The following is a 21,422-nucleotide window of genomic DNA, read 5'->3' as shown; positions in this document are numbered from 1 at the left end:
CTTTTTCACATTTATTCTATTTCAAATATCGGCAAAGTAATAATAACCTTCAAGCCTTTACCATCTATATTCATAAATTTTATCTTCCCATTGTGTTGGTCAATAATATGTTTTACGATGGCAAGTCCTAATCCGGTTCCACCTTCGTTTCTAGATCTTGCTTTATCGACTCGATAAAATCTTTCTCCTAAATGAGGAATTTCTTCAGACGGAATTCCCTTTCCTTCGTCTAAAATTTCCAACGTGACTTGTTTATCTTGAAATAGTGTAATATAAATCGTTTTACCTTTAGGTGTATAACGAATTGAGTTATTAAGTAAATTGTGGATTACCTGTTGAAAACGATCTGGGTCAACATTTGCGATAATCGTCTCATCTAAATTTTTTTGAATTTTAATATTACGTTTAATGAGGATCTGGGAATATGTTTCGATTGTATCTTCAATTAGCTGAGCAATTACGTTAGGTTCTTGACGAAGTGGAAATTGCTGACCATCTAATGTAGCCAAGTCAAGTAAATCTCTAACTAATCTTTGCATTCGACTAGCCTCTTTCTGAATGATACCAACATATTTTAGTTGTTGTTCTTGTTTTATTACACCATCTAAAATTGCTTCACTATATCCTTTAACATAACTTAACGGTGTTCTTAATTCATGAGAAACATTAGCTAAAAACTCTTTTCTATTTTCATCTTCTTTTTGTAAAGAGTCAGACATTGAGTTAAACGCAGTAGCTAGTTTTCCTATTTCATCACCACTATTGTAGTGTATACGTTCGGTATAATCACCATTTGCCATTTTATAAGATATTTGCTCCATTCTTGATAAAGGCTTAATCATTTGTTTTATTATACTTCTACCAAATAAAAGAATAATGAAAGCAAATAACAATGTACTAATCGTAAAGATCCATTTTGATTGTTGGATTAATTCAGTAACACTCCTTAAAGGTAAGTGTAAGTATATAATCCCTTCAAGTTTTTCTTTTTTTACAACTGGAACAACAACACCGATTATTTGATGCTTAAATCTTTTTTCAAATCCTGTTTTCGTAATCACTTTTCCTTTTAATAAAGTTTCACGATCGTCTTCAGTAATGAAAGATTCGTGGCTTACATTATAGGGGATGCATGCACTTAAATCTCTTGGATTACTAATAAATAAAACATTAGCATTTGAGACAGCATCAAATTTTGTAACAAATTCTGAAAAGTCATTAACATTATTCGTTTTATGATAATGTTTTACTAAACTTGTACCTTCTTGGATTAAAGTGGAACGAACATACGAAACATATAATTGCTTATATGCAAACTGAAACATTAAAAAGAAAAAGATTGTTGTACAAATTACGATTAAACAAATCGTTAACCAAAGCTTTTGTAAAAACGATAACGAATAGAGTAATTTCCTCATCCGTTTATCCCAAATTTATACCCTACACCCCAAACCGTAGAAATATAATCTGCATCCTGTCCTAATTTAATTCTTAATGTTTTTATATGTGTATCAACTGTTCTAGCTGTACCAAAATAATCAAAACCCCAAACCTTTTCTAAAATTTGTTCGCGGCTAAATACGTGGTCTTGGTGCTTACAAAAGAAGAGAAGTAAATCATATTCTTTTAATGTAAGCGATAAAGGTTTATCCGATACAAAAGCATTCCTAGACTTTTCATTTATTTTGATTTGGCCTATCTGTAAAACGGAAGCATCCGTGTTTTTCGTTCTTCTTAAAACTGCATCTACTCTTGCAATTAATTCTCCAGGACTAAATGGTTTTACGATATAATCATCAGCTCCCATTTTTAATCCATTTACCTTATCCCACTCTTCACCTTTTGCTGTTAAGAAAATCACAGGTACATTTGATGTTTCTCTAATCTTTTTACAAAGGGTCCATCCATCCATTACCGGCATCATTATATCTAAAATTAATAAATCATAGTTTGATTGAATTATTTTTGATAATGCACTCTCACCATTATTTGCTTCGTCCCAACTATACCCACTATTTTCTAAATACATTCCAACCAATTGGCAAATTTCTTGTTCATCATCAACAATTAATATCTTTCTTTCAATCATGTTGAATGCCCTCTCTTAACAATAATTGAAAAGGTCCCCTTCCTACTGCAACTTCTTTTTCAATTTTCATCGTTGTCGTATTTATTTGGTACAGCTTGTTTAAATCATAGCTAGCTGCATACGCGGTATGTTTAAAACCAATAGCCGTATATGGATTCGATCCAACTTCAATAAACTTAGTCTGATTAACTACATTCGGATTTAGCTTATAAATTTGATTTGTTCCATGGGCGATTGTAAACAATCCATCTTCATTTTGAAAAAACGAAATAGGCATTAATGGCGTATGAAGAGACTTTTGTTGCCTACCAGTAATAGTTGAATATACTTTTACGTCCTCATTTTCCACTTCACCATTTCCGTGTCCCCCAACAAATAGTTCAGATGAATCTTTGTTTAATATTAAGCCTACCGATGTGTATGGCACTTCGATCGTTTGTTCAATTTTAAAACCATCCAAGTTAATACCAATCACTTTTCTCTCGTTAAACAAGCTAACATATAATTTATGATGAATCGTATCTTCAACCATCGAAATTGGATTTCTACCTATTTTAATTTTTTTAAGGACCTTACCCTTACGATTAAAAAATGTAATGTTATTCTTCTTTCCATTCGTTACAGCAATCACCTGATTACTTTTTAAAGAAATTACATTAGTAATACCAGTACCAGCATTCCAACTATCGACATGGTCCCCTGTTGAAAGATGATAAATATCTATTTTTGGATTTGTTGGATGATATACAGCAATATCTTCACCGTTTTGTAATAATACTGCTCCACTTACATCTCTATTTAAATTCCAATCTGTTACTTTATGTAAGTCATCTAAATTTAGGAACGTTAAACTTCCCACTTTTTTATTTACTGAAATAAGGACATTTTCCGAAGCCTTAATATGTGACATATTATTTGGCACACAGCCGGTACAAATTAAGAAAAGTAAAATCGTGCTGAAGATTGAAATCTTTCTCAAAATATTCACCCCCATAAAAGCGATATCAGTCAGTAGCTCTTGACTTAAAGCTTTTATATAAAAGAGGCTACCCTTCTATTCAACGGAGATAGGATAGCCTTTATTATTATTAATTTACTGTGACCTCTTTTTCAGTATGGTCATGTAGTTCCTCTTTTTCAACATGAACCTTTACTGTATTTGTTCCTTTTTCTTTAAAGGTATACTTAACTTCATATTCACCTGGTGCAACTTCTTTTGCATCAGTATATTCATGCTTTCCTTGCTTATCTTTCCATGTTTCAATTCGCACGTTCGCTTTTTCAAGCGGTTTTCCATCATTCGTCATAAGATGAATCGTAAAGAGATTTTCTTTATTTGCATCAATATTTTCAGTGCCCATTAAATGAATCATTACATCGCCATGATGATCATCTCCACTGTGAGTCTCATGTTCACTTTTTTCACCATTACTATTACTAGTTGAGGTAGTAGTTAGAACTTTAAAATCCTTTTTAGGCATTGAATGTTGATCCCTAGCAGTAACATGGGCAATTACATAGTAATCTCCTGGATCAGTAAATTTGTATGTAGCTGAATAAATACCATCTGCACCATTTTTTGCATCAAGCATGGCAATACTGTCTTCACCATTTTTACCAATTTCAAATTGAACTTCATCAGCGTCAGAAACAGCTTTATTATTTTGACTAACTTCAGCACGTATTGTAATTTCTTTATTTAAATTAATATCGGATGTCGGCAGAAGTATATTTACATCAACTGGTTTTTCGACTACTGGTTCCTTCTTATTCTCATTAGAACATCCTGCAGTAATCATAATGCTAACAAATAATAGACTTAATAATTTTTTCATATGTATTACCTCCTAAGATTCTGCTAAATTTAAACAGATCTTAAATTTTAGATCGATAAAGTTAATGTTTTAAACGCGCTTGGTTGAGCAGATTTGAGTTAATCTATGTAGCTAATAAATTCACAAAAATAAATCTATCATAAAAATGTGATAAAAATGTGATGTAATTCCAAAAAAAAGAGACCTTCCTTAGTAAGTCCCCATTTTGAATTATTTTATTCACGTAATGATTTTTTTTCTTTTGATTCCATTAATTCTGTTATACGCTTTTCTTCTTTCAGCGATGCCTTTTTAATTAAATAAAAAGTAATAAATGCACCAATCATAAAAATAATTAATGAAATAACGGCAGGTATATACTCTGTTTTATCTTCAGGAAAATATAAAAACTCCATCATAGTCCCATCACTCCCACTGCCAATTATACAAAGTAATCTATAATAATCAAAGTAAAATGATGAGCAAATGATTTTTTCAAAGATAATTAAGTTGTTGTTGTTGATTTCCACTACGGGATGCTCGCTTTCCATGGGGCATGAGCTAAAGCCTCCTCGTTCCTGCGGGGTCTCACCCTTCCTGCATCTCCCATAGGGGTCGAGCATCCCTTCGTTCCAATCATTATCTTTATAAAAAAGTTAATCATCAAAAATTAGAATCATTGTTCTAGTGATTCTCTATTTTATTAATCAAATAATAAGTGGAACTCAAGAACGACTTATACATTAAAAATATTGATAACATTTAAATCAACTTCATTATTTGCCCCTATTAAAAATAACAATGAATTTGGATCTTAACTGCTAAATCCCTCTTTCAACAAAATAAAAACCAACTGATTTAAAATCAATTGGTTTTTAGTATGAAGATATTCTTTTCTTTAATAATGAGAAATCAATTAAGTCTCCTAAAGTCGCTGGTGCAGGTTTTTTCATGTATTGCTTATCTTTTTCTACTAATTTATAAATATGATATGTTGTTAATGCATCGTCTAGTGCTTTATGGTGATTTCCAGTTCCATCTTTTCCATACTCTTTCATTGCGTTCCAAAGGCCAGTTTGATTTTGGTTACCGAAGAAGGTTTTATACTCTAGACATAAGTCTCTTACTTCCCCATGAATTGGGAATGAAATATTCGCAGCCTCGCAATTATGTTTTAATACTCTCATATCCATGTTGCCCCAAGTAATTACCGTGGTTCTATAGTTTTTTGTCGCTTCATTTAATATTTCTCCAAGTTCTTTTAACTGTATTCCATGGTCAACATTTTCTTGAGAGATATTTAGAAACCTTTTACATCTTGAGGATAACGTTGGAAATTGCAGCGGTTTAACAAATGAAGAATATGTTTGATTAATCTCATCATTAATGACACTTACAAAACCAACTTCAATGATTTCCGGAAAAAATTTAATTCCTTTTGATTTTCCATCGGGCATTGTAAATTCAAAATCAATAAACAGGAACTGCTCTTTCATTTCCTCACCTCCAGAAAAATAAATTTTCTGATTTTTACTTATTGTCTTATATGATTAACGAATATTCAAGTAAGACAAATTGCCTATTTTCAACTTTATTCCTTATTTTATTAATACAACCAATTTGTGTAAAAAATAACATAAGATACCCATCAAGATGAAAAATCGTGTTAAAATAATATCGTTCGTTTAATTTTTTCTTTAAACGAATTAAAAAATAGAAAGTATATAGAGGGCTATTATGAAAAAAATTATTGGATTTATTATTATTATAATAAGCTTTCTTGTCTTTTATTTCACATCTCAGCAAGCTATGATGGCATATGAGACCTCAAAACATATTCCCAAAAAGAAGGTAGAAGAACTGCCTGTTGTTTCTTTATCACAGAACAGTGTTTTTTATGATCGAAATAATAATCCTTTTTATATTCCTGCTTCTGGTGATAATAGAATTAATTTAAAAAGCGGTGATATTCCGCAACTAGTAAAAGATATCTTTATTTCTACCGAAGATCGATATTTTTATTCACATAAGGGTATTGATTTATTTGGAGTTGCTAGGGCATTTATGGTGAATGTTTCGAATAGTGGAATAGAACAGGGAGCTAGTACAATTACACAGCAGCTTGCAAGAAACTTATATTTAACTCAAGCACGGACAGTGGAACGCAAAATAAAAGAGATTCAAATCTCTTTACAACTTGAAAAGCAATATTCTAAAGATGAAATTTTAGAAATGTACATTAATACAATTTATTTTGCAAATCGAAACTATGGAATTGAAGCTGCAAGTAAAGCATATTTTAGCAAATCGATAAAAGATTTGAGTATTGCTCAAACAGCTTTCGTATGTACAATTCCAAATAACCCAACTTTATATGATCCTTTGAAAAACTTTAATAATGCTAAAAAGCGTCAAGAAAGAATTTTAGGTATTCTTAGAGATCAGGGAAAAATAACTGAACAACAGTATACTGCTGCCATGAAAGAAAAAATTACGCTAAAGAAAGATAGTAAAACACAGGAATATCCTGATTACTATTCTTACGTAGATTCTGAACTGAAGAGTATCTTAGCTGGTAAAAAAGGAAAATTTAATACTAGCAAGCTATCAGCAGCACAACAAACTGAATTAAAAAAATTAAAAACCGTTCAAGAGAGAGCATTATATTTACAAAATCAAGGCTTAAAAGTCTATACAAGCTTAAATCCATCAGTACAACAAGCGACAGTTAACGCAGTTAATCGAGGAACGCTTTCAACAAATACACAGGGCGCAGCAGTTGTAATAAAAAATGATACACATGAAATTATTGCAATTTCTGGTGGAAGAAACTATGAACCTCACAATCTAAATCGAGCATTCCAATCATATAGACAGCCAGGTTCAACAATTAAACCATTACTAGTTTATGCACCATATATCGAAACCTTTGGTGCTACACCAGATACAAAAGTAAACGCAGATAACTACTGTAAAGGCACGTATTGTCCTAAAAATGATAGTAAAAAAGAATACGGGGATGTAACTATACGTACTGCTATGCAGAACTCATATAATACAGCTGCAGTTCGATTATATGAGCAACTTACACCACGTATAGGTTACTCATACCTAGATAAGTTTGGGTTTAGAACGATTACAAATGAAGACCGTGTAGAGCTAGGTCGTGCTCTTGGTGGCTTCAATGTCGGTATGTCACCATTAGAAATGGCAGATGCATACTCTACCTTTGGAAACAATGGAGTATTCTATGAAAATACCGCTATTAAAAAAATCACGTTAAGAGATGGTACCGTATTATACGATAATGATCCTAAAGCAATTCGTGTTTACAATCCATCAACGAACGAAACTATGAGAAGCATGTTAAATTCTGTAGTAAAAGATGGTACTGCTAAACATATCTATATGCCGTTAAACTATATTGGCGGTAAAACAGGTACAACTAACGATAATACGAATCTATGGTTCATGGGATTAACTTCGAATTATACAATTGGTACGTGGATTGGTAATGATAAACAAAGAATTCCAATTCCTAAAAACTATTCTTATCCACCTACTCAACGCATATGGCAAAATATCGTTGTAAATGGCCAATTATATTAATCTATAAACAAAAAAGTAGCACTTTTGAGATACTCAAAAGTGCTACTTTTTTTAAAATGGCATTGAAGTTTTAAATTTAGCTAGAACTGTAAAAGCGCCATATACAACTCCGCTTCCTACTAATCCCCAAATAATTAATTGGATCATTATAAAACCAATGACCCCTACAATTGTATAGTTAGATCTTTGCTTTATTAAAAATAAAATAAAAAATGCAATTACTGATACTAGTAAAATAATAGCAATATACACTAAAGATTTATTTAAAAAGATAGCAATTAATCCACCTATTAAAAAGACAAAAGAATATTTCTTGGTTGCTAATAAGTCTACTCCTTCATTGTCCTTTGAGAATAGTAGTAGAGCAAATTGCCAGATCATATCAGAAATTAATTTGAATCCACTCAAAACTAAATAGAAAAGAAATGCTATACCTAGAAATGTAAGGATTCTAATTTCCTTCTCTGGAAGTAGATCTGTAAGTGGTTGTAGAATACCAGATACTGATAAAAAGTTTATAGTCATTTGAAAGAAGTTTAATGTTATGGCGACCGTAAACATAATAATTGATAAAAGTGCATTGAAGCCTGTGTAATATATATTTTTCATCGAATGTCTCCTTTCTTCTCTATCTCAAGAAATGAAATCCTTAAATAGAGGATGTCTCACTTATCTTCGAAATTTTATATACACAACTTAATTATTTTACCATAAGTTTAAGATAAAATTGATGAGTTTCTATTTTTTCTTTTTAGAAAAAATCATTTTAATATTTAAGAAACCTGACTGACCCATTTACCATGTGTCATTAGTTTGTTATCCTCGATCATAAAAAAAATGCTAAATTACAATTGTAATTTAGCAGGTCTTTATGTTAATTACGTTTATCTTTAATCGCAACTGTACATCTCGAGATACAAACTAACTGCTCATCCTCAGAATAAATTTTTATATCCCAAACCATTGTCGTTTTACCTGTATGTACTGCAGTTCCGATTGCTGTTACGACACCGTCACGAACAGAACGTAAATGATTTGCGTTTATTTCAAGACCAAAAGCAAGTTGATTCTCTTGATCAATCATCGAAAATGTTCCTACACTCGCAACTGTTTCAGCTAAAGCAACTGAAGCACCTCCGTGTAAATACCCAAACGGTTGATGCACTTTTTCCGTTACCTCCATTTTCATCACTACTTTGCCTTCTTCAACAGACTCTATCGTCATTCCTAAAGCATGCATTAAAGTCATTTTCTCTTCCATTAAGCCTCCACCTCTCCATTAAAGCTTGCCCACTTTAAACTACTCTGTTTTCGTCTTACTTGTTTGAACAAAAGATTATGTTTAACAATTTCTATTTTATTATAAAATTTTACTTATTTTAAATTCGAGATAATGAAAAGATTTTCCTTTTATTCAAAATAAATATCCTATTAACGTTGTAAACCCCTTGCTATTAATGCAAGGGGCATGTATTTATAGTACACCATCAAATCGCTTTTCTGCATATTCTTTTAAACTACTCATTTGTTTTACTACAATTCGTTTTGTGAACCAGCTGAATATGAAGCCTGTCATTTTTGCTACTACTGAAGACATTTCCAAGCTACATTCATAATCTAATCGGGTTTGATTTAATTCAACAGAAAAAAAACGATAGACCGCATCAGCTGTAAAATTAGTATGCTTTAAGCGAATACCTAATTCTTTTGGTGGGCTATATGAAATGATTTCACCATCATATTCTCGAATTTCCCCATCTTCCTCTAACTTTTGCTTAAACTTATGACCAACTGGTTTTTCTCTGTTGAAATTTTCGTCATACTTATTCTCTATGAAACCATCCATCCACTTTTTTATATGCTCATCGGAATCAACAACTTCAAAAACAGCTTCGATTGGTGCATTAATGGTTAAGCTATAATTTATTTTTTCCATAATCTATTCTCCAACTTGATTCTTTGATTGCTGTCTAAATACTTGTAACGAGTTTTGTTCATTTAATTCTTTCAGATCTGATTCAGTAAATCTTCCTGACCCTTGCTTTATTATATAAACAGCCAATTTCTTCTTTCCCCAATGCTCAAATACATCTTCAACAGTTTGAAAATATAAATCCAAATGATTTCCTTTTACTGCTGCACCTTTATCTGCTACTACTCCATATCCATAACCAGGAATAAATAATACCGTTCCTATCGGAAATACGTTTAAATCGGCTGCAATGGTTGAAAATAAATCCCTCTTTACTTCCACACCTGAATAAGTAATTCCATATGAATGGTCTTTAGGACTTTTTCCTGTCGATTCTCTTCCAGCTGTATAACCTGTTGCAGTAACTGTTACCTTTTTATAATTATTCCAATTCGTATTATGTTCGATGTTTTTTGCCATCGTAATCATTATGCTCTCATTTGTGATCGTTTTATTTTCTTCAGCAAATACTTTATTTATTGCAATTGAATCACTAAACCAGCCCTTTATAGTAGCTACTTGAATATTTGCAAGGATTTTTAAAGAAGAAAACAAAGCAATAATGAATAAAATAGATAAAATAACACGTCTAAATAATTTTTTATTTATACCCAATGAATCATTTCACTCCTTTTCATCTTTTCATCTTTCCCTAAAACAAAAAAATTATAAAAAAACTTTCTCATATATGAGAAAGTTAGAAGTTAGAACATTTGATATCCATTTTTTCTTAATGAAAGGATTACTACTCCTGACATAATTGCCCCTACTAAACCAGCTGTTAAAATAACAATATCACCAGTTCCTACTGCCAATAAGTTTGTTTTTAATGTCTCAAAAGCTACAGAAGTATTAGTAAAATATTTTACCGTACTAATCTTGTCCACAATCATAACGATTAATAGTGGATAGATTACTACCATAAACCAAGTTGTTCGAAAAAGCATATTTGCAAGGAAACCGATTCCAAAAGCTAATACGAAAAATAACAAAATTGAAATTAGTAAAACTGGAATACTCATCACCATATAAAAAACACCCCACATTTTTTCTATATACAGTGTAAAACCTTCTTGTCCTATCGTCAATTTTAAAAAAATTCAAACTATTTAAAAATTACTTAATAAAGTGATATGTAGTATATTGGAATTGATCTCCTGGGTTTAACCCTTTAACCACATCCATTGGTTTATTTGGAGGATTTTCGATTAAGTATTTAATTAGTAATGAAGATGTTGAATCTTTTACTAGCTCTTCTTCAGAAATAAAACGTACATCTGATAACTCTTCTTCTTGAATTGAAATCGTTGTATCATTTGCCTGTAATAAGAAAATTAACATATTATCACTAATTTCTTCGCGAATAACGCCAGTCCTAACACCTATTAAACCAATTAAGGTTGCATCTACACCTGTTTCCTCTTTAATCTCTCTTAAAACTGCTTGGTCAACAGTTTCATCTTGTTTTACAAAACCTGCTGGTAAAGACCATAAACCTTTTAAGCCACTATATTTTTTCTTTACAACTAACCATCTTCCGTTAGAGTCTTTCACTAAACCAGCTACCCCTAGCCATACATTGCTTCTTTTACTCATCTATTATGACCACCTTTACGATAAAGAAAACTCGTCTATTGGCGAGCTTTTTGGCGAAGATAGAGGCGTAGTTGCACTAATACTTAATTCCTAAAATGGGTAACTACGTCGAGAATTCTTCACCGCTGCCAATTTATTCTGAATTAATTTACAAAGAAAAAGCTCGACTTAAGTCGAGCTAATATGCCTATAGAAGGTTTAATTTACCTTTTTTAAGAACTAACATTGGTCCACCAAGTACGAATAAATAACGGTTATCAATTACTTTTTTCATAAATGAAGCTTTCCAACCAGTTAATTTTTTACCGTAAACTACGCCAATTGCATCATCATGTCCTAATGAACATACTGTACCTTTAATGTCTGGTGTGAATTCTTCTAATTCACCTTTTCCACGAACTAGTACTGCTAAGTTGTGTGCAACATTAAATCCTTGTTGAATTGCAATTTGTGCTGTTGGTGGGTATGGACGGTTACTTGCTTCGTCAATTAATAAAGCAGAGTCTCCAACGATAAATACGTCATCATATCCTGGAACACGCATATCTTTAGTAACTTTTACACGTCCACGCATAGCTTCAAAACCAGCTTGCTCTACTAATGCATTTCCACGTACACCTGCAGCCCAAACAACTGTTGCAGAGTTGATTTTCTCTTCTACATCACCTTTAGCAACGATGATTCCATTTTCAGTACATTCTTTAATAGCTGTACCAATTTTGAATTCTACGCCTTTTTTCTCTAATTGAGAAACCGCATAGTCGACTAATTCAGGGTCAAAACCTGGTAATACCATTGGTGCAGCCTCTACGCAAATAATACGAACTAAATCACGATCGATATCATACTCTTTGCATAATTCTGGAACACGGTTTGCAAGTTCACCAACAAATTCAATACCAGTAAATCCAGCACCACCAACGATAATCGTTAATAACTCATCGCGTTTTTCAACTGGAGTGTTATAGTATTTTGAGAAGCTGTAATCAATATGCTCACGAATTTGACGAGCAGCATTGATGTTAGCAATTGAGAATGCATGTTCTTTTAATCCTTTAATTCCAAAAGTTTCTGACTCAAAACCAAGTCCAACTACTAAATAATCATAGTCTAATTCGCCGTTAGAAAGAAATACTTTCTTCTCTTCAGGTTTGATTTGAGTAACAGTATCTTGAATAAAGTTAATTTTATCTTGATTAATCACGTCTTTAATATCAAGACGTGTACGGTCATGGTGTAATGTACCTGCTGCATTTTCATGTAACCATGTTGCTTGGTAGTGGTAGCTGTTTTTATTTACTAGTGTAATGTCCGCTTCATTTGCAGATAATGTTTTTTGAAGTCGAGTTGCAGTAATAATTCCACCATACCCAGCTCCAAGGATTACAATCTTAGGCTTATTCATGATATACATACCATCCTTTTAAATTATATTAAGTACCTACAATTTGCTGTAATATTTCTAAATTTATAACTAAGCTCAATAGTGAGCAATCTAAATCATTATAAATTAGTACATAAGTGAGCAAACGATTATATAGGGATATTTGTCTAAATATTTCGTAATAATTGTCACAAAATGTTAACAATTAGCCTATAACAATATTAAAGTTTTTTGTGTAAGATTTCAAGCATAAATCTAATCGGTAGAATTCTCGAAATATTAAGTGAAATCGGTTATTTTTTGATCCACACCTCAGTTTATCGGCATAAAATATGATATTATTCTATTATAGATGACATGCATTTATACATGAGGGGGATATTCCGTTTATGAAAGACGAAAAAGTATATGATATTACGATAATTGGTGGAGGACCAATTGGTTTATTCACTGCTTTTTATGGTGGAATGAGACAAGCTAGTGTAAAAATCATAGAAAGCCTACCACAGCTTGGTGGTCAATTATCTGCACTTTACCCCGAAAAATACATATATGATGTAGCCGGTTTCCCAAAAGTACGCGCTCAAGAGTTAATTGATAACTTAAAAGAGCAAATGAAAAAATTTAATCCTACCGTATGTTAAGAGCAGTCAGTTCAAACTATTACTAAAGGTGAAGACGGTGTCTTCCATTTAGTTTGTAATGATGGTTTTGAGCATTATACAAAAGCTATTATCATCACTGCAGGTAATGGTGCATTCCAACCACGTAAACTTGAAATCGCTGGTTCTGAAAAATTTGAAAAAGCAAACCTACATTACTTCGTAGATGATATGAATAAATTTGCTGGTAAACGAGTTGTTGTTTTCGGTGGCGGAGATTCTGCTGTAGACTGGTCATTAATGCTTGAATCAATCGCTGAAAAAGTAACACTAGTTCACCGTCGTGATAAATTTAGAGCTCATGAGCATAGCGTTGAAAACTTAATGAACTCTAAAGTAGAAGTAACAACTCCTTGGGTTCCTGTTGGAATCGTTGGTGGAAAGCGTATTGAAAAAGTTGTACTTCAAAATGCAAAAACTGAAGAGAGTATTGAAATCGAAATTGATGATGTAATCGTTAACTATGGTTTTGTTTCGTCTTTAGGACCAATTAAAAACTGGGGCCTAAACATTGATAAAAACAACATTGTTGTTAACACACGCATGGAAACAAATATTCCAGGTATTTATGCTGCTGGCGATATTTGTACATATGATGGAAAAGTTAAGCTAATTGCTTCTGGATTTGGTGAAGCACCAACAGCAATCAACCATGCTAAAACATATATAGATCCAACTGCGAAAGTACAACCAGGTCATAGTTCTTCAATGTTCTAAAATATAAGATTTAAATCATAAGGACTGACTTTTTCTAGTCAGTCTTTTTCTAATCTTTCTTGTGATACATTGAACAATGCACAACATAATTCGTGAATCATTTCACAACCAACTTCTTAATAAAACAATTCAAATTTTTATCTACACTATATAATAGTACACAACTTCAAAAAAGATTCAATAATTTACCCTGAATTTGTAAAAATATTAACAATTAAGAATTTTGCCTAGTTTGTATAATAGAAAAAAAATAGGATACAAAAGTATCCTATCACTGTGTAGACAACGCCCAAAAAAATTGATATTCAGACTGATTTAGCACTCTTCAGGTGTACCAGCATTCGTCGCAGTTCTAAAGCTTGAACCACATCCACATGATGCGATTGCATTTGGATTATCGATTGTAAATCCTCCACCTAGTAATGACTCTTTGAAATCAATTACAACTCCTTTTAAGATAGGAGCACTTTCATTATCAATTAAAAACTTAATGCCATAATATTCTAATACTGTGTCATCATCATTTTTTTGTGGATCGAAACCAAGTCCATATGAAAGTCCAGAGCACCCTCCACCTTTTACTCCCAAGCGAACAAAAGTGTTTTGATCTTCTTCGTTTTCAATCATTTCTTTAATTTTTAAACCTGCTTGTTCAGTAACTGTAATCATTTATTTCACTCCTCTTTGAGTATAGTATATGCCTTCTGTTATTGTAACTGCTGGGCCTTTCATCCATACATCCCCATCAGTAGACCAAGTAATTTGTAAATCTCCACCTTGCAGGTGAACAGTTATCGGTTCATCTCGTTTATATTTACCTTCTTGTATCATTGCGACTGCTGCAGCACAAGCTCCTGTTCCACAGGCTTGCGTTACACCAGAACCTCGCTCCCATACAACGAAATTTATCTCATTATGCGGCAAACATTCGATAAATTCAACATTTACGCTTTCCGGAAATAAATCATGCTTTTCAACAATTGGACCTAAAGTTGTTAATGGTGCCTTGTTTATATCACTTACTTCAAAAACAGCATGTGGATTTCCCATCGAAACTGCTGAAAATTCATAGCTTTTTTCTTCAAATAAAATTCTGTCCTTAGCATATTCCTGGTCATTACCAATCATTGGGATTTGTGATCTTTGGAATATTGGATTCCCCATATTTACTGTTACTTGATTAACAATATTATTTTCAACATGTACTGTTGCTTCAACAATTGTACTGATCGTTTCAATCTTAAATGAAGTATTATTTGCAATTCCATGTTCATATGCAAATTTAGCTACACATCTTAGACCATTACCACAATTTTTAGCTTCTGACCCATCATTATTAAATACTCGCATTTTTACATCTGCAACTTCTGATGGACAGATTAATATCATTCCATCACTACCAATACCTGTATTAATATTTGAAACTTCAACTGCAAGTTTAGAAAGCTCTTCTTCTCTTAAATTTTCTTCAAACATATTTACATAAATATAGTTATTTCCTAATCCATGCATTTTTGTATAACGAAAAGAATTCATTTTCATGACTCCTTACTTTTTTTATTAATACAAGTATAAATTTTAAATGAATCGAGCACAATAAGAACATCCCCCGTTTCTCGATATAGAAACATTTTAAGAGCTTCACTTAGGTGAATGCTCATTTTTTTTGCATTAATTTTGCTAAATAATTAAAAATAGTGTACGTAATATAAATAATATTGGTTAAAGTAATTAATCTAAAGAATAGTAATTTTTTCCTAATATTGAATTGTTTAAATTAGGGAATGATCGAGGGATGTAAAACGGATTATGAGGAAGATTAAAATATTGTTGAAATAGCCGGAAAAATAGAAAAAGCACTGTTAATTATTAACAGCGCTTCTTATATTAACATATTTTCTTCTAAGAAAATATAAATATTATCTACTAGCTCGGTTGCCGTTTCTCCAGTAACTACTTCCCCTTCAACTAGTGCAAAAAGTGATAGACTACATTTTCCACAATATCCAAGGCAGCCATATTCTAGTATGTCTAGATTGGGATCACGTTCAAGCTGTTCTAAAGCTTTTTGTGCACCGTCTGCTAGGTTTTTTATACAAAATTCGACTAATGGTCTCACTATTTTTCACTCCTTGCTCCTCATAAAGTTACTCTTTTTTTTTAAAAACGTCAATCCTTTTGAGAATAAATGGAATGAGCTTTATTTTACCGAGTTAGGCGTTGTTATTTTAACATAAAATATATATAATATAATTGTCGAAAAATAGAAAAATTTTTTCATTCAACGCTAATAAAACAAAAGGGGAACATCAACTATGAAAAACCTCGTATTACTAGGTGCCGGATATGGAAATATTCGTGCTTTGTCACGTCTATTAACATCTGATTTACCTGAGGATGTTCATATCACATTGATTGATCGAAATTCTTTTCATTGCTTTAAAACTGAGTATTATGCATTAGTTGCGGGTACGGTTCCAGAGCAACACATTAGAATACCATTACCAACTCATGAGAAATTAAAGGTTGTATATGGAGATATTACTACAATTGATACGGCAAACAAGAAAGTAGAATTAAGCAATGGAAAATCAGTTTCTTATGATGATTTAATTATCGGTTTAGGTTGTGAGGATAAATACCATAATGTACCTGGTGCACCGGAACATACTTATAGTATTCAAACAATTGAAAAAACAAGAAACGCTTATGAAAATGTAAACAGTCTACCTCCTAATTCAGTAATCGGTGTTGTAGGTGCTGGTTTAAGTGGTGTAGAAGTAGCTAGTGAATTAAGAGAAAGTAGAAGCGATTTACAAATTTTACTTTTTGATCGTGGAAGCCGAATTTTATCAATGTTTCCAGAAAAACTTAGTTATTATGTACAAAACTGGTTTATTGAGCATGATGTTAAAATTGTTAGCAATTCAAACATTACAAAAGTTGAGAAAAATACTTTATTTAACCATGATGATGAAATTCATTGTGACGCTGTAATATGGACAGCGGGAATTCAACCAGTTGAAGTTGTCCGCAATTTAGACGTAGAAAAAGACAATACAGGAAGAATCGTTGTAACGAAATATCATCACATGCCAAACGATGAGCATGTTTATGTAGTGGGAGATTGTGCATCATTACCATATGCACCATCTGCACAGCTTGCGGAAGCTCAAGCAGAACAAATCGTTATGGTTTTACAAAAAAAATGGAAAGGTGAAGACCTTCCAGAAGAAATGCCTAAAATAAAATTAAAAGGTATTATGGGCTCATTAGGTAAAAAACATGGTTTTGGACTATTCAATGAACGCCCACTAATCGGACGTGTTCCAAGATTAATTAAGTCTGGAATCTTATGGATGTATAAATACCACAATGGTTGATTAACAAATCATCTTTTTAGCTATACTAATATGCAAAAGCCCCTTACATAATTGCTAAGGGGCTTTTTTTTATTCTGTTTTATCAGATTTAATAACTTCTTTTACACTTTCAACCATCCCTAAAAGCTTTGTAGCGTCTGTCGGAATAACAAGTTTTGATGCATGACCGTAAGCTACTTTTTCTAAAGCTTCCATTGAACGCAATTGAACCATTTCTTTAGTTGGCTCTGCATTTCTCCAAACATCTAACACAAGTTGTTCGCCTCTAGCTTTCGCTTCAGCAAGTTTAATGATTGCTTCCGCTTCCCCTTCAGCGCGTAAAACTTGAGAATCTTTATCTCCTCGAGCTTTTTCAACTTGGCTTAAACGTTCCCCTTCTGCTTCAAGAATTTTTGATTGCTTTTCCCCTTCTGCTTTCAGGATTTTTGATTCTTTTTCACCTTGTGCATTTAATACTTTTTCACGACGTGTACGTTCTGCTTGCATTTGTCTCTCCATCGCATTTTGTATATCAATTGGTGGAATAATATTTCGGATTTCTACACGATTAACCTTCATTCCCCATTTATCAGTTGCTTGGTCAAGAATTGAACGGAGTTTATTATTAACTGTATCACGACTTGTTAAAGTTTCATCTAAATCTAATTCCCCTATTAAGTTACGTAAAGTAGTAGCAGTCAAATTGGAAATCGCAGACAATGGATTAGCAATTTCGTATTCATGACGTACAACATCAGTTACTTGATAAAAGACAACTGAGTCTACTTGGATACTAACATTATCTTTTGTAATCATTGATTGTGGTGGAAAATCTACCACAGTCTCACGCAATGTTTTTTTACTAGCCACACGTTCAACAAATGGCATTACAACGTGGATTCCACTCTCTAATTTACGATGGAATTTCCCTAATCGTTCTACTAGATATACTTCAGATTGTCTAACAATACGAATACTTGATAACAAAAGTAACACAACAAATAAAACAATAATACCAATAATAATTGGACCAACCATAGAACTTACATCAGACATAGCACTTCTCCTCAATTAGTTATTTTTCACGTATAAAGTTGCACCTTCTATTTTTGTTACAATTACCTTTTCATTTAAAATTAATGGTTCACTAGAACGGATTGTCCATTCATCACCATAAACTTTAGTCGTGCCTACTGTATCATCATTTATTTCAACAGAGGCTACTACGACCTCTTTACCAACTAATGCATATACTCCATTTTCTATCGTTTTATGCTGGTGGATTCTTTTTGCAAATTTCTTTGTACTAAGCCACAAAATTAATGCACTAATAACAAAAACGATAAAAGTAAAGGTGTTTGATCCTGTTAAATAATTTACAACTGATGCGAGAATGCTCGCAATACCAATCCATAAGAATACAAAGGTTAACGAAAACATTTCGATAATAATTAATAAAACTCCAATTACAAATAAACTGATCGCAACCATTCCACCCCTCCTCCCAATTCTATATATATGCCAAAAATTGTAATTTATTTATTTTACTCTTCTATTCTATCATGTAAATCTTCAGCATTTTACATAAAATAGTGAATTTTATTAAAACATTTTAATTTTTTGGAAAAGAATAAATTACAATAAGAACCCAACAAAAACAATTTATAATCAATAAAAACCCCCTTACATTTTTGTAAGGGGGTTTCACACTGTTGAAAAACAACATTGTCATTTAAATTAACAAATTTTCGTAAAAGGAGTANNGGAGTCGAGCACCCCTCCGTTACAATCAACTTATTCAATCAAAATAAGTCTGCAATAAATCCTAATCAAATTCCCTTTACTTAGAGTAACCTAACTGTTGTATATTAATCTGCGTGTAGGTCAATTAATATAGAACATTAATTAAACTGATTAATTTAAATTGTTTTTCTAAAAATCAACTAATATTTTAACTTCATTATTAAAGCATCCAAAAAATGATAAACTCATCGTTAACTAAATGTTCGTTTAATTTCCGTTTTCCATATTGACCATTTTATATTTCAACACTCTTAAAAACCCTTACATTTTTGTAAGAGGTTTTAATTCATTATAGCTCAATAGCGTTATAAACATCTTTTAATTTTGGATTACCTTCACCAACAACATTTCCATTTACTAATACTACTGGATAGAAAAATTCATCATTTCTAACTCGTTCAGCGAAATCTTCTTTTTCATTATTCTCTACATTAAATATATCAATGTATTGAAAATCAAAGGCTAAGTCAGGATATTTTCTTTGAAGTGCAGCTTGAAGCCATTCAAAAGTTTCAATTGATGATGGCATTCCTACACAACTTGCACATATTACTTCAGCTCCAAAAACTTCCACTAAAATTTTATTACTCATTTTCTCCTCCTAGCATACAATAAGTGTGTGTCCAAAATAATTTCAAACACACAAAGTACTCTGTAATAGATTTTTTCCTCTTAACTGATTATAATAAAATTAGTGAAAGGAGTCGATATGAATGGACATGAAAGAACAAGTACAAGAAGTTTTAGATAAATTAAGACCGTTTTTACTACGTGATGGTGGAGACGTTGATTTAGTTGATATTGAGGATGGAATTGTTAAACTTCGCCTTTTAGGTGCATGTGGCAGCTGCCCAAGTTCAACTATTACATTAAAAGCTGGTATTGAGCGAGCTTTATTAGAAGAAGTACCTGGTGTAATTGAGGTAGAGCAAGTATTCTAATATATTTTCAATACTAAAAGAGAGGGTGGGGTGTCTACCCTCTCTTTCATTGTTTAGACAATATATTAAAAACTTAGTGTTCAGACTGATTGCAAGCGCTTGTCTTTCGAGGCGTGAAGCCTGGTGAGGAGCGGAGTTACCTTAGACGATAATGAGCAACGAAGAAAGCGAGCGTTTGGCGGGCAGTCTGAAGAGAGGGTTTAAAACCCTCTCTTTTATTTCAGCCATTTAATTTCACGAATCCCTAACTTAGCAGTCGGTAGTCCGATCAAATCATAAAACCCACCTAAAAAAGCTTCAAACTCACTAGTGTTTTCAAGATAATTAACTAATTTCCGCTCATACCTTTTCCGATCCGCATCGCTCCTTGCCAAATAATATCCTTCAATTGTTTCAAAATAATGTACGGGAAAAAGAAGTCTTGCAAATAACAAACGCCACGTAAAAGTAGATAATGGACTTTTCTTTTCATAACCATAAAAAAATGAGAGGATTTTCTTTTTATAATTATCAGGATTCTCTAAATATTCATCCCTAACCCATTCAGCAAGATCTCTGCTTGGATGATCGTAAATCCATTCAATCGGTACTTTCGCAAAATGAATTTCTTTCTGTCTTCGTTCAGTCATTTTTTGATGACAAATTGTTGCTGCATCAACAACTTGAGGCGTATCATCTAGTTCAGTATCTACAACATATTGAATCGCATTTTCAGTCATTCCGAGATAATAAGGAAAAGATTCAATAAATATTTGATCGAAAAAATTTTCGGGATGACTATTTACTTTACTTTGCCAAAATCTTTCTAATTGCTCTAACCGTTTTTCCCATAAATTCTTCCATTTCCCGATTCTATTTAATCTTTTCAATTCATCTGAATATTTTTTCCCTCTTAAATGAAAAATCGCAAGTTCTTCACCGTTATTATTACTGCGTTCATTTTGTCTGTTACTTTTAAATAAGGAATAATTATTTCCATCAATCTTACTTACATAGTACCCTTGAACATTTTGAACAAAGGTTGCTACCGATTGATCTCCGGTTGAGCTCATAAATTCACTTAAACTCTTCATTTCTTGCAAATCATCTTCTTTTAAATTTCCAATGGGTGCAAGAAAATACACCCTATTCCGCTGCCAAAACATGTAATATGACTGTACTTGAAGTAATTCGGCTGGTTGAATTTGATAATGAGTAAACATGTCTTGAATGATGTTTTGGTTGCGAATAAACATCATCACTCACATCCTTCTTATACCTACTTAATTAATATATATGTCACAAATCTAAAAACCTGTACCCTACTTTTTCACTTTCTCTATATAAACCCGAATGGCCATACACAAAAAGGGAGAGAATGACGTAGTATATATGAAATGTGGAAGCGAGTTGGTCAGCCCCGACAAGCATAAGACAAAGGCCAAAAAAGGTTGCTTTTTACCTTTATTGGCATTCGGCTTATGACCTCGAGGG

The 21,422-nt window shown here is 32.3% G+C and carries 23 protein-coding genes and 1 pseudogene; 4 read left to right on the top strand and 20 right to left on the bottom strand.

All coding sequences use genetic code 11. The annotated features are described in order from the left end of the window. Positions 1–11 precede the first annotated feature (11 nt). From ABEY15_RS05050 to kapD, 6 genes are all read right to left on the bottom strand, one after another. The gene (locus ABEY15_RS05050; protein ID WP_429888877.1) at positions 12–1,418 is read right to left on the bottom strand and encodes a sensor histidine kinase; all 1,407 of its coding nucleotides are present in this window, start codon (positions 1,416–1,418) and stop codon (positions 12–14) included. Beyond that, the gene (locus ABEY15_RS05045; RefSeq protein ID WP_429888876.1) at positions 1,415–2,089 is read right to left on the bottom strand and encodes a response regulator transcription factor; all 675 of its coding nucleotides are present in this window, start codon (positions 2,087–2,089) and stop codon (positions 1,415–1,417) included. Before ABEY15_RS05045 ends, ABEY15_RS05050 begins: the two co-directional genes overlap by 4 nt. After that, positions 2,082–3,068: a YncE family protein gene (locus tag ABEY15_RS05040; RefSeq protein ID WP_429888875.1), complete on the bottom strand. Its 987-nt coding sequence runs from the start codon at positions 3,066–3,068 to the stop codon at positions 2,082–2,084. Before ABEY15_RS05040 ends, ABEY15_RS05045 begins: the two co-directional genes overlap by 8 nt. Positions 3,069–3,177: 109 nt before the next feature. Beyond that, positions 3,178–3,924, bottom strand: a complete 747-nt coding sequence (locus ABEY15_RS05035; RefSeq protein WP_429888874.1) for a FixH family protein — start codon at positions 3,922–3,924, stop codon at positions 3,178–3,180. A 215-nt stretch (positions 3,925–4,139) separates the two neighbouring features. Next, positions 4,140–4,322 (bottom strand): hypothetical protein, encoded by a 183-nt coding sequence (locus ABEY15_RS05030; protein WP_069034802.1) that lies wholly within the window; start codon positions 4,320–4,322, stop codon positions 4,140–4,142. A 456-nt stretch (positions 4,323–4,778) separates the two neighbouring features. After that, positions 4,779–5,399 carry a 3'-5' exonuclease KapD gene (kapD, locus tag ABEY15_RS05025; protein ID WP_069034803.1) on the bottom strand — a complete coding sequence of 207 codons (621 nt, stop codon included), beginning with the start codon at positions 5,397–5,399 and terminating at the stop codon, positions 4,779–4,781. 241 nt (positions 5,400–5,640) lie between these two features. On the opposite strand from kapD, the gene ABEY15_RS05020 reads away from it, so the two are divergent. After that, positions 5,641–7,512, top strand: a complete 1,872-nt coding sequence (locus tag ABEY15_RS05020) for a transglycosylase domain-containing protein (RefSeq protein ID WP_429888872.1) — start codon at positions 5,641–5,643, stop codon at positions 7,510–7,512. Between the two features lie 51 nt (positions 7,513–7,563). Here ABEY15_RS05020 and ABEY15_RS05015 read toward each other — a convergent pair whose 3' ends face one another. The 7 genes from ABEY15_RS05015 to ABEY15_RS04985 all read right to left on the bottom strand — a co-directional run bounded on the left by ABEY15_RS05015 (position 7,564) and on the right by ABEY15_RS04985 (position 12,485). Beyond that, positions 7,564–8,121: a DUF5366 family protein gene (locus ABEY15_RS05015; RefSeq protein ID WP_429888871.1), complete on the bottom strand. Its 558-nt coding sequence runs from the start codon at positions 8,119–8,121 to the stop codon at positions 7,564–7,566. Positions 8,122–8,386: 265 nt separating this feature from the next. Beyond that, on the bottom strand, positions 8,387–8,773 hold the full coding sequence (locus ABEY15_RS05010) for a PaaI family thioesterase (RefSeq protein WP_025671788.1): 387 nt from the start codon (positions 8,771–8,773) through the stop codon (positions 8,387–8,389). A 213-nt stretch (positions 8,774–8,986) separates the two neighbouring features. Beyond that, positions 8,987–9,448 carry an SRPBCC family protein gene (locus tag ABEY15_RS05005; RefSeq protein WP_429888870.1) on the bottom strand — a complete coding sequence of 154 codons (462 nt, stop codon included), beginning with the start codon at positions 9,446–9,448 and terminating at the stop codon, positions 8,987–8,989. Between the two features lie 3 nt (positions 9,449–9,451). Further along, complete coding sequence (locus ABEY15_RS05000; RefSeq protein ID WP_429888869.1) at positions 9,452–10,099, bottom strand: 3D domain-containing protein; 648 nt, start codon at positions 10,097–10,099, stop codon at positions 9,452–9,454. A gap of 89 nt (positions 10,100–10,188) precedes the next feature. Next, positions 10,189–10,506, bottom strand: a complete 318-nt coding sequence (locus ABEY15_RS04995) for a YuiB family protein (RefSeq protein WP_429888884.1) — start codon at positions 10,504–10,506, stop codon at positions 10,189–10,191. A 94-nt stretch (positions 10,507–10,600) separates the two neighbouring features. After that, positions 10,601–11,080, bottom strand: coding sequence for an NUDIX domain-containing protein (locus tag ABEY15_RS04990; RefSeq protein ID WP_429888868.1), 480 nt, complete (start codon positions 11,078–11,080; stop codon positions 10,601–10,603). Between the two features lie 187 nt (positions 11,081–11,267). Continuing rightward, the gene (locus ABEY15_RS04985; RefSeq protein WP_429888867.1) at positions 11,268–12,485 is read right to left on the bottom strand and encodes an NAD(P)/FAD-dependent oxidoreductase; all 1,218 of its coding nucleotides are present in this window, start codon (positions 12,483–12,485) and stop codon (positions 11,268–11,270) included. Positions 12,486–12,853: 368 nt separating this feature from the next. On the opposite strand from ABEY15_RS04985, the pseudogene ABEY15_RS04980 reads away from it, so the two are divergent. Continuing rightward, positions 12,854–13,843, top strand: a pseudogene (locus ABEY15_RS04980) (NAD(P)/FAD-dependent oxidoreductase). Positions 13,844–14,158: 315 nt separating this feature from the next. Here the strand turns inward: ABEY15_RS04980 and ABEY15_RS04975 are convergent. From ABEY15_RS04975 to ABEY15_RS04965, 3 genes are all read right to left on the bottom strand, one after another. After that, entirely contained in the window at positions 14,159–14,512 is a 354-nt protein-coding gene (locus ABEY15_RS04975; protein WP_429888865.1) for a HesB/IscA family protein, read from the bottom strand. Then, the gene (dapF, locus tag ABEY15_RS04970) at positions 14,513–15,379 is read right to left on the bottom strand and encodes a diaminopimelate epimerase (protein ID WP_429888864.1); all 867 of its coding nucleotides are present in this window, start codon (positions 15,377–15,379) and stop codon (positions 14,513–14,515) included. 346 nt (positions 15,380–15,725) lie between these two features. Beyond that, a complete protein-coding gene (locus ABEY15_RS04965; RefSeq protein WP_056468696.1) occupies positions 15,726–15,962 on the bottom strand; it encodes a YuzB family protein in 237 nt (78 codons plus the stop codon). Positions 15,963–16,158: 196 nt separating this feature from the next. Between ABEY15_RS04965 and ABEY15_RS04960 the strand changes: the two genes are divergently transcribed. Next, the gene (locus tag ABEY15_RS04960; RefSeq protein ID WP_025671778.1) at positions 16,159–17,226 is read left to right on the top strand and encodes an FAD-dependent oxidoreductase; all 1,068 of its coding nucleotides are present in this window, start codon (positions 16,159–16,161) and stop codon (positions 17,224–17,226) included. A 69-nt stretch (positions 17,227–17,295) separates the two neighbouring features. Here the strand turns inward: ABEY15_RS04960 and ABEY15_RS04955 are convergent, their stop codons facing one another. The 3 genes from ABEY15_RS04955 to ABEY15_RS04945 all read right to left on the bottom strand — a co-directional run bounded on the left by ABEY15_RS04955 (position 17,296) and on the right by ABEY15_RS04945 (position 19,600). Continuing rightward, positions 17,296–18,261 carry an SPFH domain-containing protein gene (locus ABEY15_RS04955; protein WP_429888862.1) on the bottom strand — a complete coding sequence of 322 codons (966 nt, stop codon included), beginning with the start codon at positions 18,259–18,261 and terminating at the stop codon, positions 17,296–17,298. Positions 18,262–18,276: 15 nt separating this feature from the next. Next, positions 18,277–18,696, bottom strand: a complete 420-nt coding sequence (locus ABEY15_RS04950; RefSeq protein WP_429888861.1) for an NfeD family protein — start codon at positions 18,694–18,696, stop codon at positions 18,277–18,279. Between the two features lie 601 nt (positions 18,697–19,297). Beyond that, positions 19,298–19,600 carry a DUF1462 family protein gene (locus ABEY15_RS04945; protein ID WP_049819759.1) on the bottom strand — a complete coding sequence of 101 codons (303 nt, stop codon included), beginning with the start codon at positions 19,598–19,600 and terminating at the stop codon, positions 19,298–19,300. Between the two features lie 121 nt (positions 19,601–19,721). On the opposite strand from ABEY15_RS04945, the gene ABEY15_RS04940 reads away from it, so the two are divergent. Continuing rightward, entirely contained in the window at positions 19,722–19,949 is a 228-nt protein-coding gene (locus ABEY15_RS04940; protein WP_025671774.1) for a NifU family protein, read from the top strand. 215 nt (positions 19,950–20,164) lie between these two features. Here the strand turns inward: ABEY15_RS04940 and yutH are convergent, their stop codons facing one another. Then, the gene (gene yutH / locus ABEY15_RS04935; RefSeq protein ID WP_429888882.1) at positions 20,165–21,163 is read right to left on the bottom strand and encodes a spore coat putative kinase YutH; all 999 of its coding nucleotides are present in this window, start codon (positions 21,161–21,163) and stop codon (positions 20,165–20,167) included. Positions 21,164–21,422: the final 259 nt, after the last annotated feature.

Origin of the sequence: Gottfriedia acidiceleris (genome assembly GCF_050457485.1) — a bacterium.
GTDB lineage: Bacteria > Bacillota > Bacilli > Bacillales > Bacillaceae_G > Gottfriedia > Gottfriedia acidiceleris_D.
Note: the sequence above shows the minus strand (reverse complement) of the source record. Positions and strands in the feature narration are given on the sequence as shown.

What these genes read in the sequence shown, in the direction of transcription:
- ABEY15_RS05050 (WP_429888877.1), bottom strand. Translation starts at nt 1,418, where the DNA reads ATGAGGAAATTACTCTATTCGTTATCGTTTTTACAAAAGCTTTGGTTA.
- ABEY15_RS05045 (WP_429888876.1), bottom strand. Translation starts at nt 2,089, where the DNA reads ATGATTGAAAGAAAGATATTAATTGTTGATGATGAACAAGAAATTTGC.
- ABEY15_RS05035 (WP_429888874.1), bottom strand. Translation starts at nt 3,924, where the DNA reads ATGAAAAAATTATTAAGTCTATTATTTGTTAGCATTATGATTACTGCA.
- ABEY15_RS05030 (WP_069034802.1), bottom strand. Translation starts at nt 4,322, where the DNA reads ATGATGGAGTTTTTATATTTTCCTGAAGATAAAACAGAGTATATACCT.
- kapD (WP_069034803.1), bottom strand. Translation starts at nt 5,399, where the DNA reads ATGAAAGAGCAGTTCCTGTTTATTGATTTTGAATTTACAATGCCCGAT.
- ABEY15_RS05020 (WP_429888872.1), top strand. Translation starts at nt 5,641, where the DNA reads ATGAAAAAAATTATTGGATTTATTATTATTATAATAAGCTTTCTTGTC.
- ABEY15_RS05015 (WP_429888871.1), bottom strand. Translation starts at nt 8,121, where the DNA reads ATGAAAAATATATATTACACAGGCTTCAATGCACTTTTATCAATTATT.
- ABEY15_RS05010 (WP_025671788.1), bottom strand. Translation starts at nt 8,773, where the DNA reads ATGGAAGAGAAAATGACTTTAATGCATGCTTTAGGAATGACGATAGAG.
- ABEY15_RS05005 (WP_429888870.1), bottom strand. Translation starts at nt 9,448, where the DNA reads ATGGAAAAAATAAATTATAGCTTAACCATTAATGCACCAATCGAAGCT.
- ABEY15_RS04995 (WP_429888884.1), bottom strand. Translation starts at nt 10,506, where the DNA reads ATGAGTATTCCAGTTTTACTAATTTCAATTTTGTTATTTTTCGTATTA.
- ABEY15_RS04990 (WP_429888868.1), bottom strand. Translation starts at nt 11,080, where the DNA reads ATGAGTAAAAGAAGCAATGTATGGCTAGGGGTAGCTGGTTTAGTGAAA.
- ABEY15_RS04985 (WP_429888867.1), bottom strand. Translation starts at nt 12,485, where the DNA reads ATGAATAAGCCTAAGATTGTAATCCTTGGAGCTGGGTATGGTGGAATT.
- ABEY15_RS04975 (WP_429888865.1), bottom strand. Translation starts at nt 14,512, where the DNA reads ATGATTACAGTTACTGAACAAGCAGGTTTAAAAATTAAAGAAATGATT.
- dapF (WP_429888864.1), bottom strand. Translation starts at nt 15,379, where the DNA reads ATGAATTCTTTTCGTTATACAAAAATGCATGGATTAGGAAATAACTAT.
- ABEY15_RS04960 (WP_025671778.1), top strand. Translation starts at nt 16,159, where the DNA reads ATGAAAAACCTCGTATTACTAGGTGCCGGATATGGAAATATTCGTGCT.
- ABEY15_RS04955 (WP_429888862.1), bottom strand. Translation starts at nt 18,261, where the DNA reads ATGTCTGATGTAAGTTCTATGGTTGGTCCAATTATTATTGGTATTATT.
- ABEY15_RS04950 (WP_429888861.1), bottom strand. Translation starts at nt 18,696, where the DNA reads ATGGTTGCGATCAGTTTATTTGTAATTGGAGTTTTATTAATTATTATC.
- ABEY15_RS04945 (WP_049819759.1), bottom strand. Translation starts at nt 19,600, where the DNA reads ATGAGTAATAAAATTTTAGTGGAAGTTTTTGGAGCTGAAGTAATATGT.
- ABEY15_RS04940 (WP_025671774.1), top strand. Translation starts at nt 19,722, where the DNA reads ATGGACATGAAAGAACAAGTACAAGAAGTTTTAGATAAATTAAGACCG.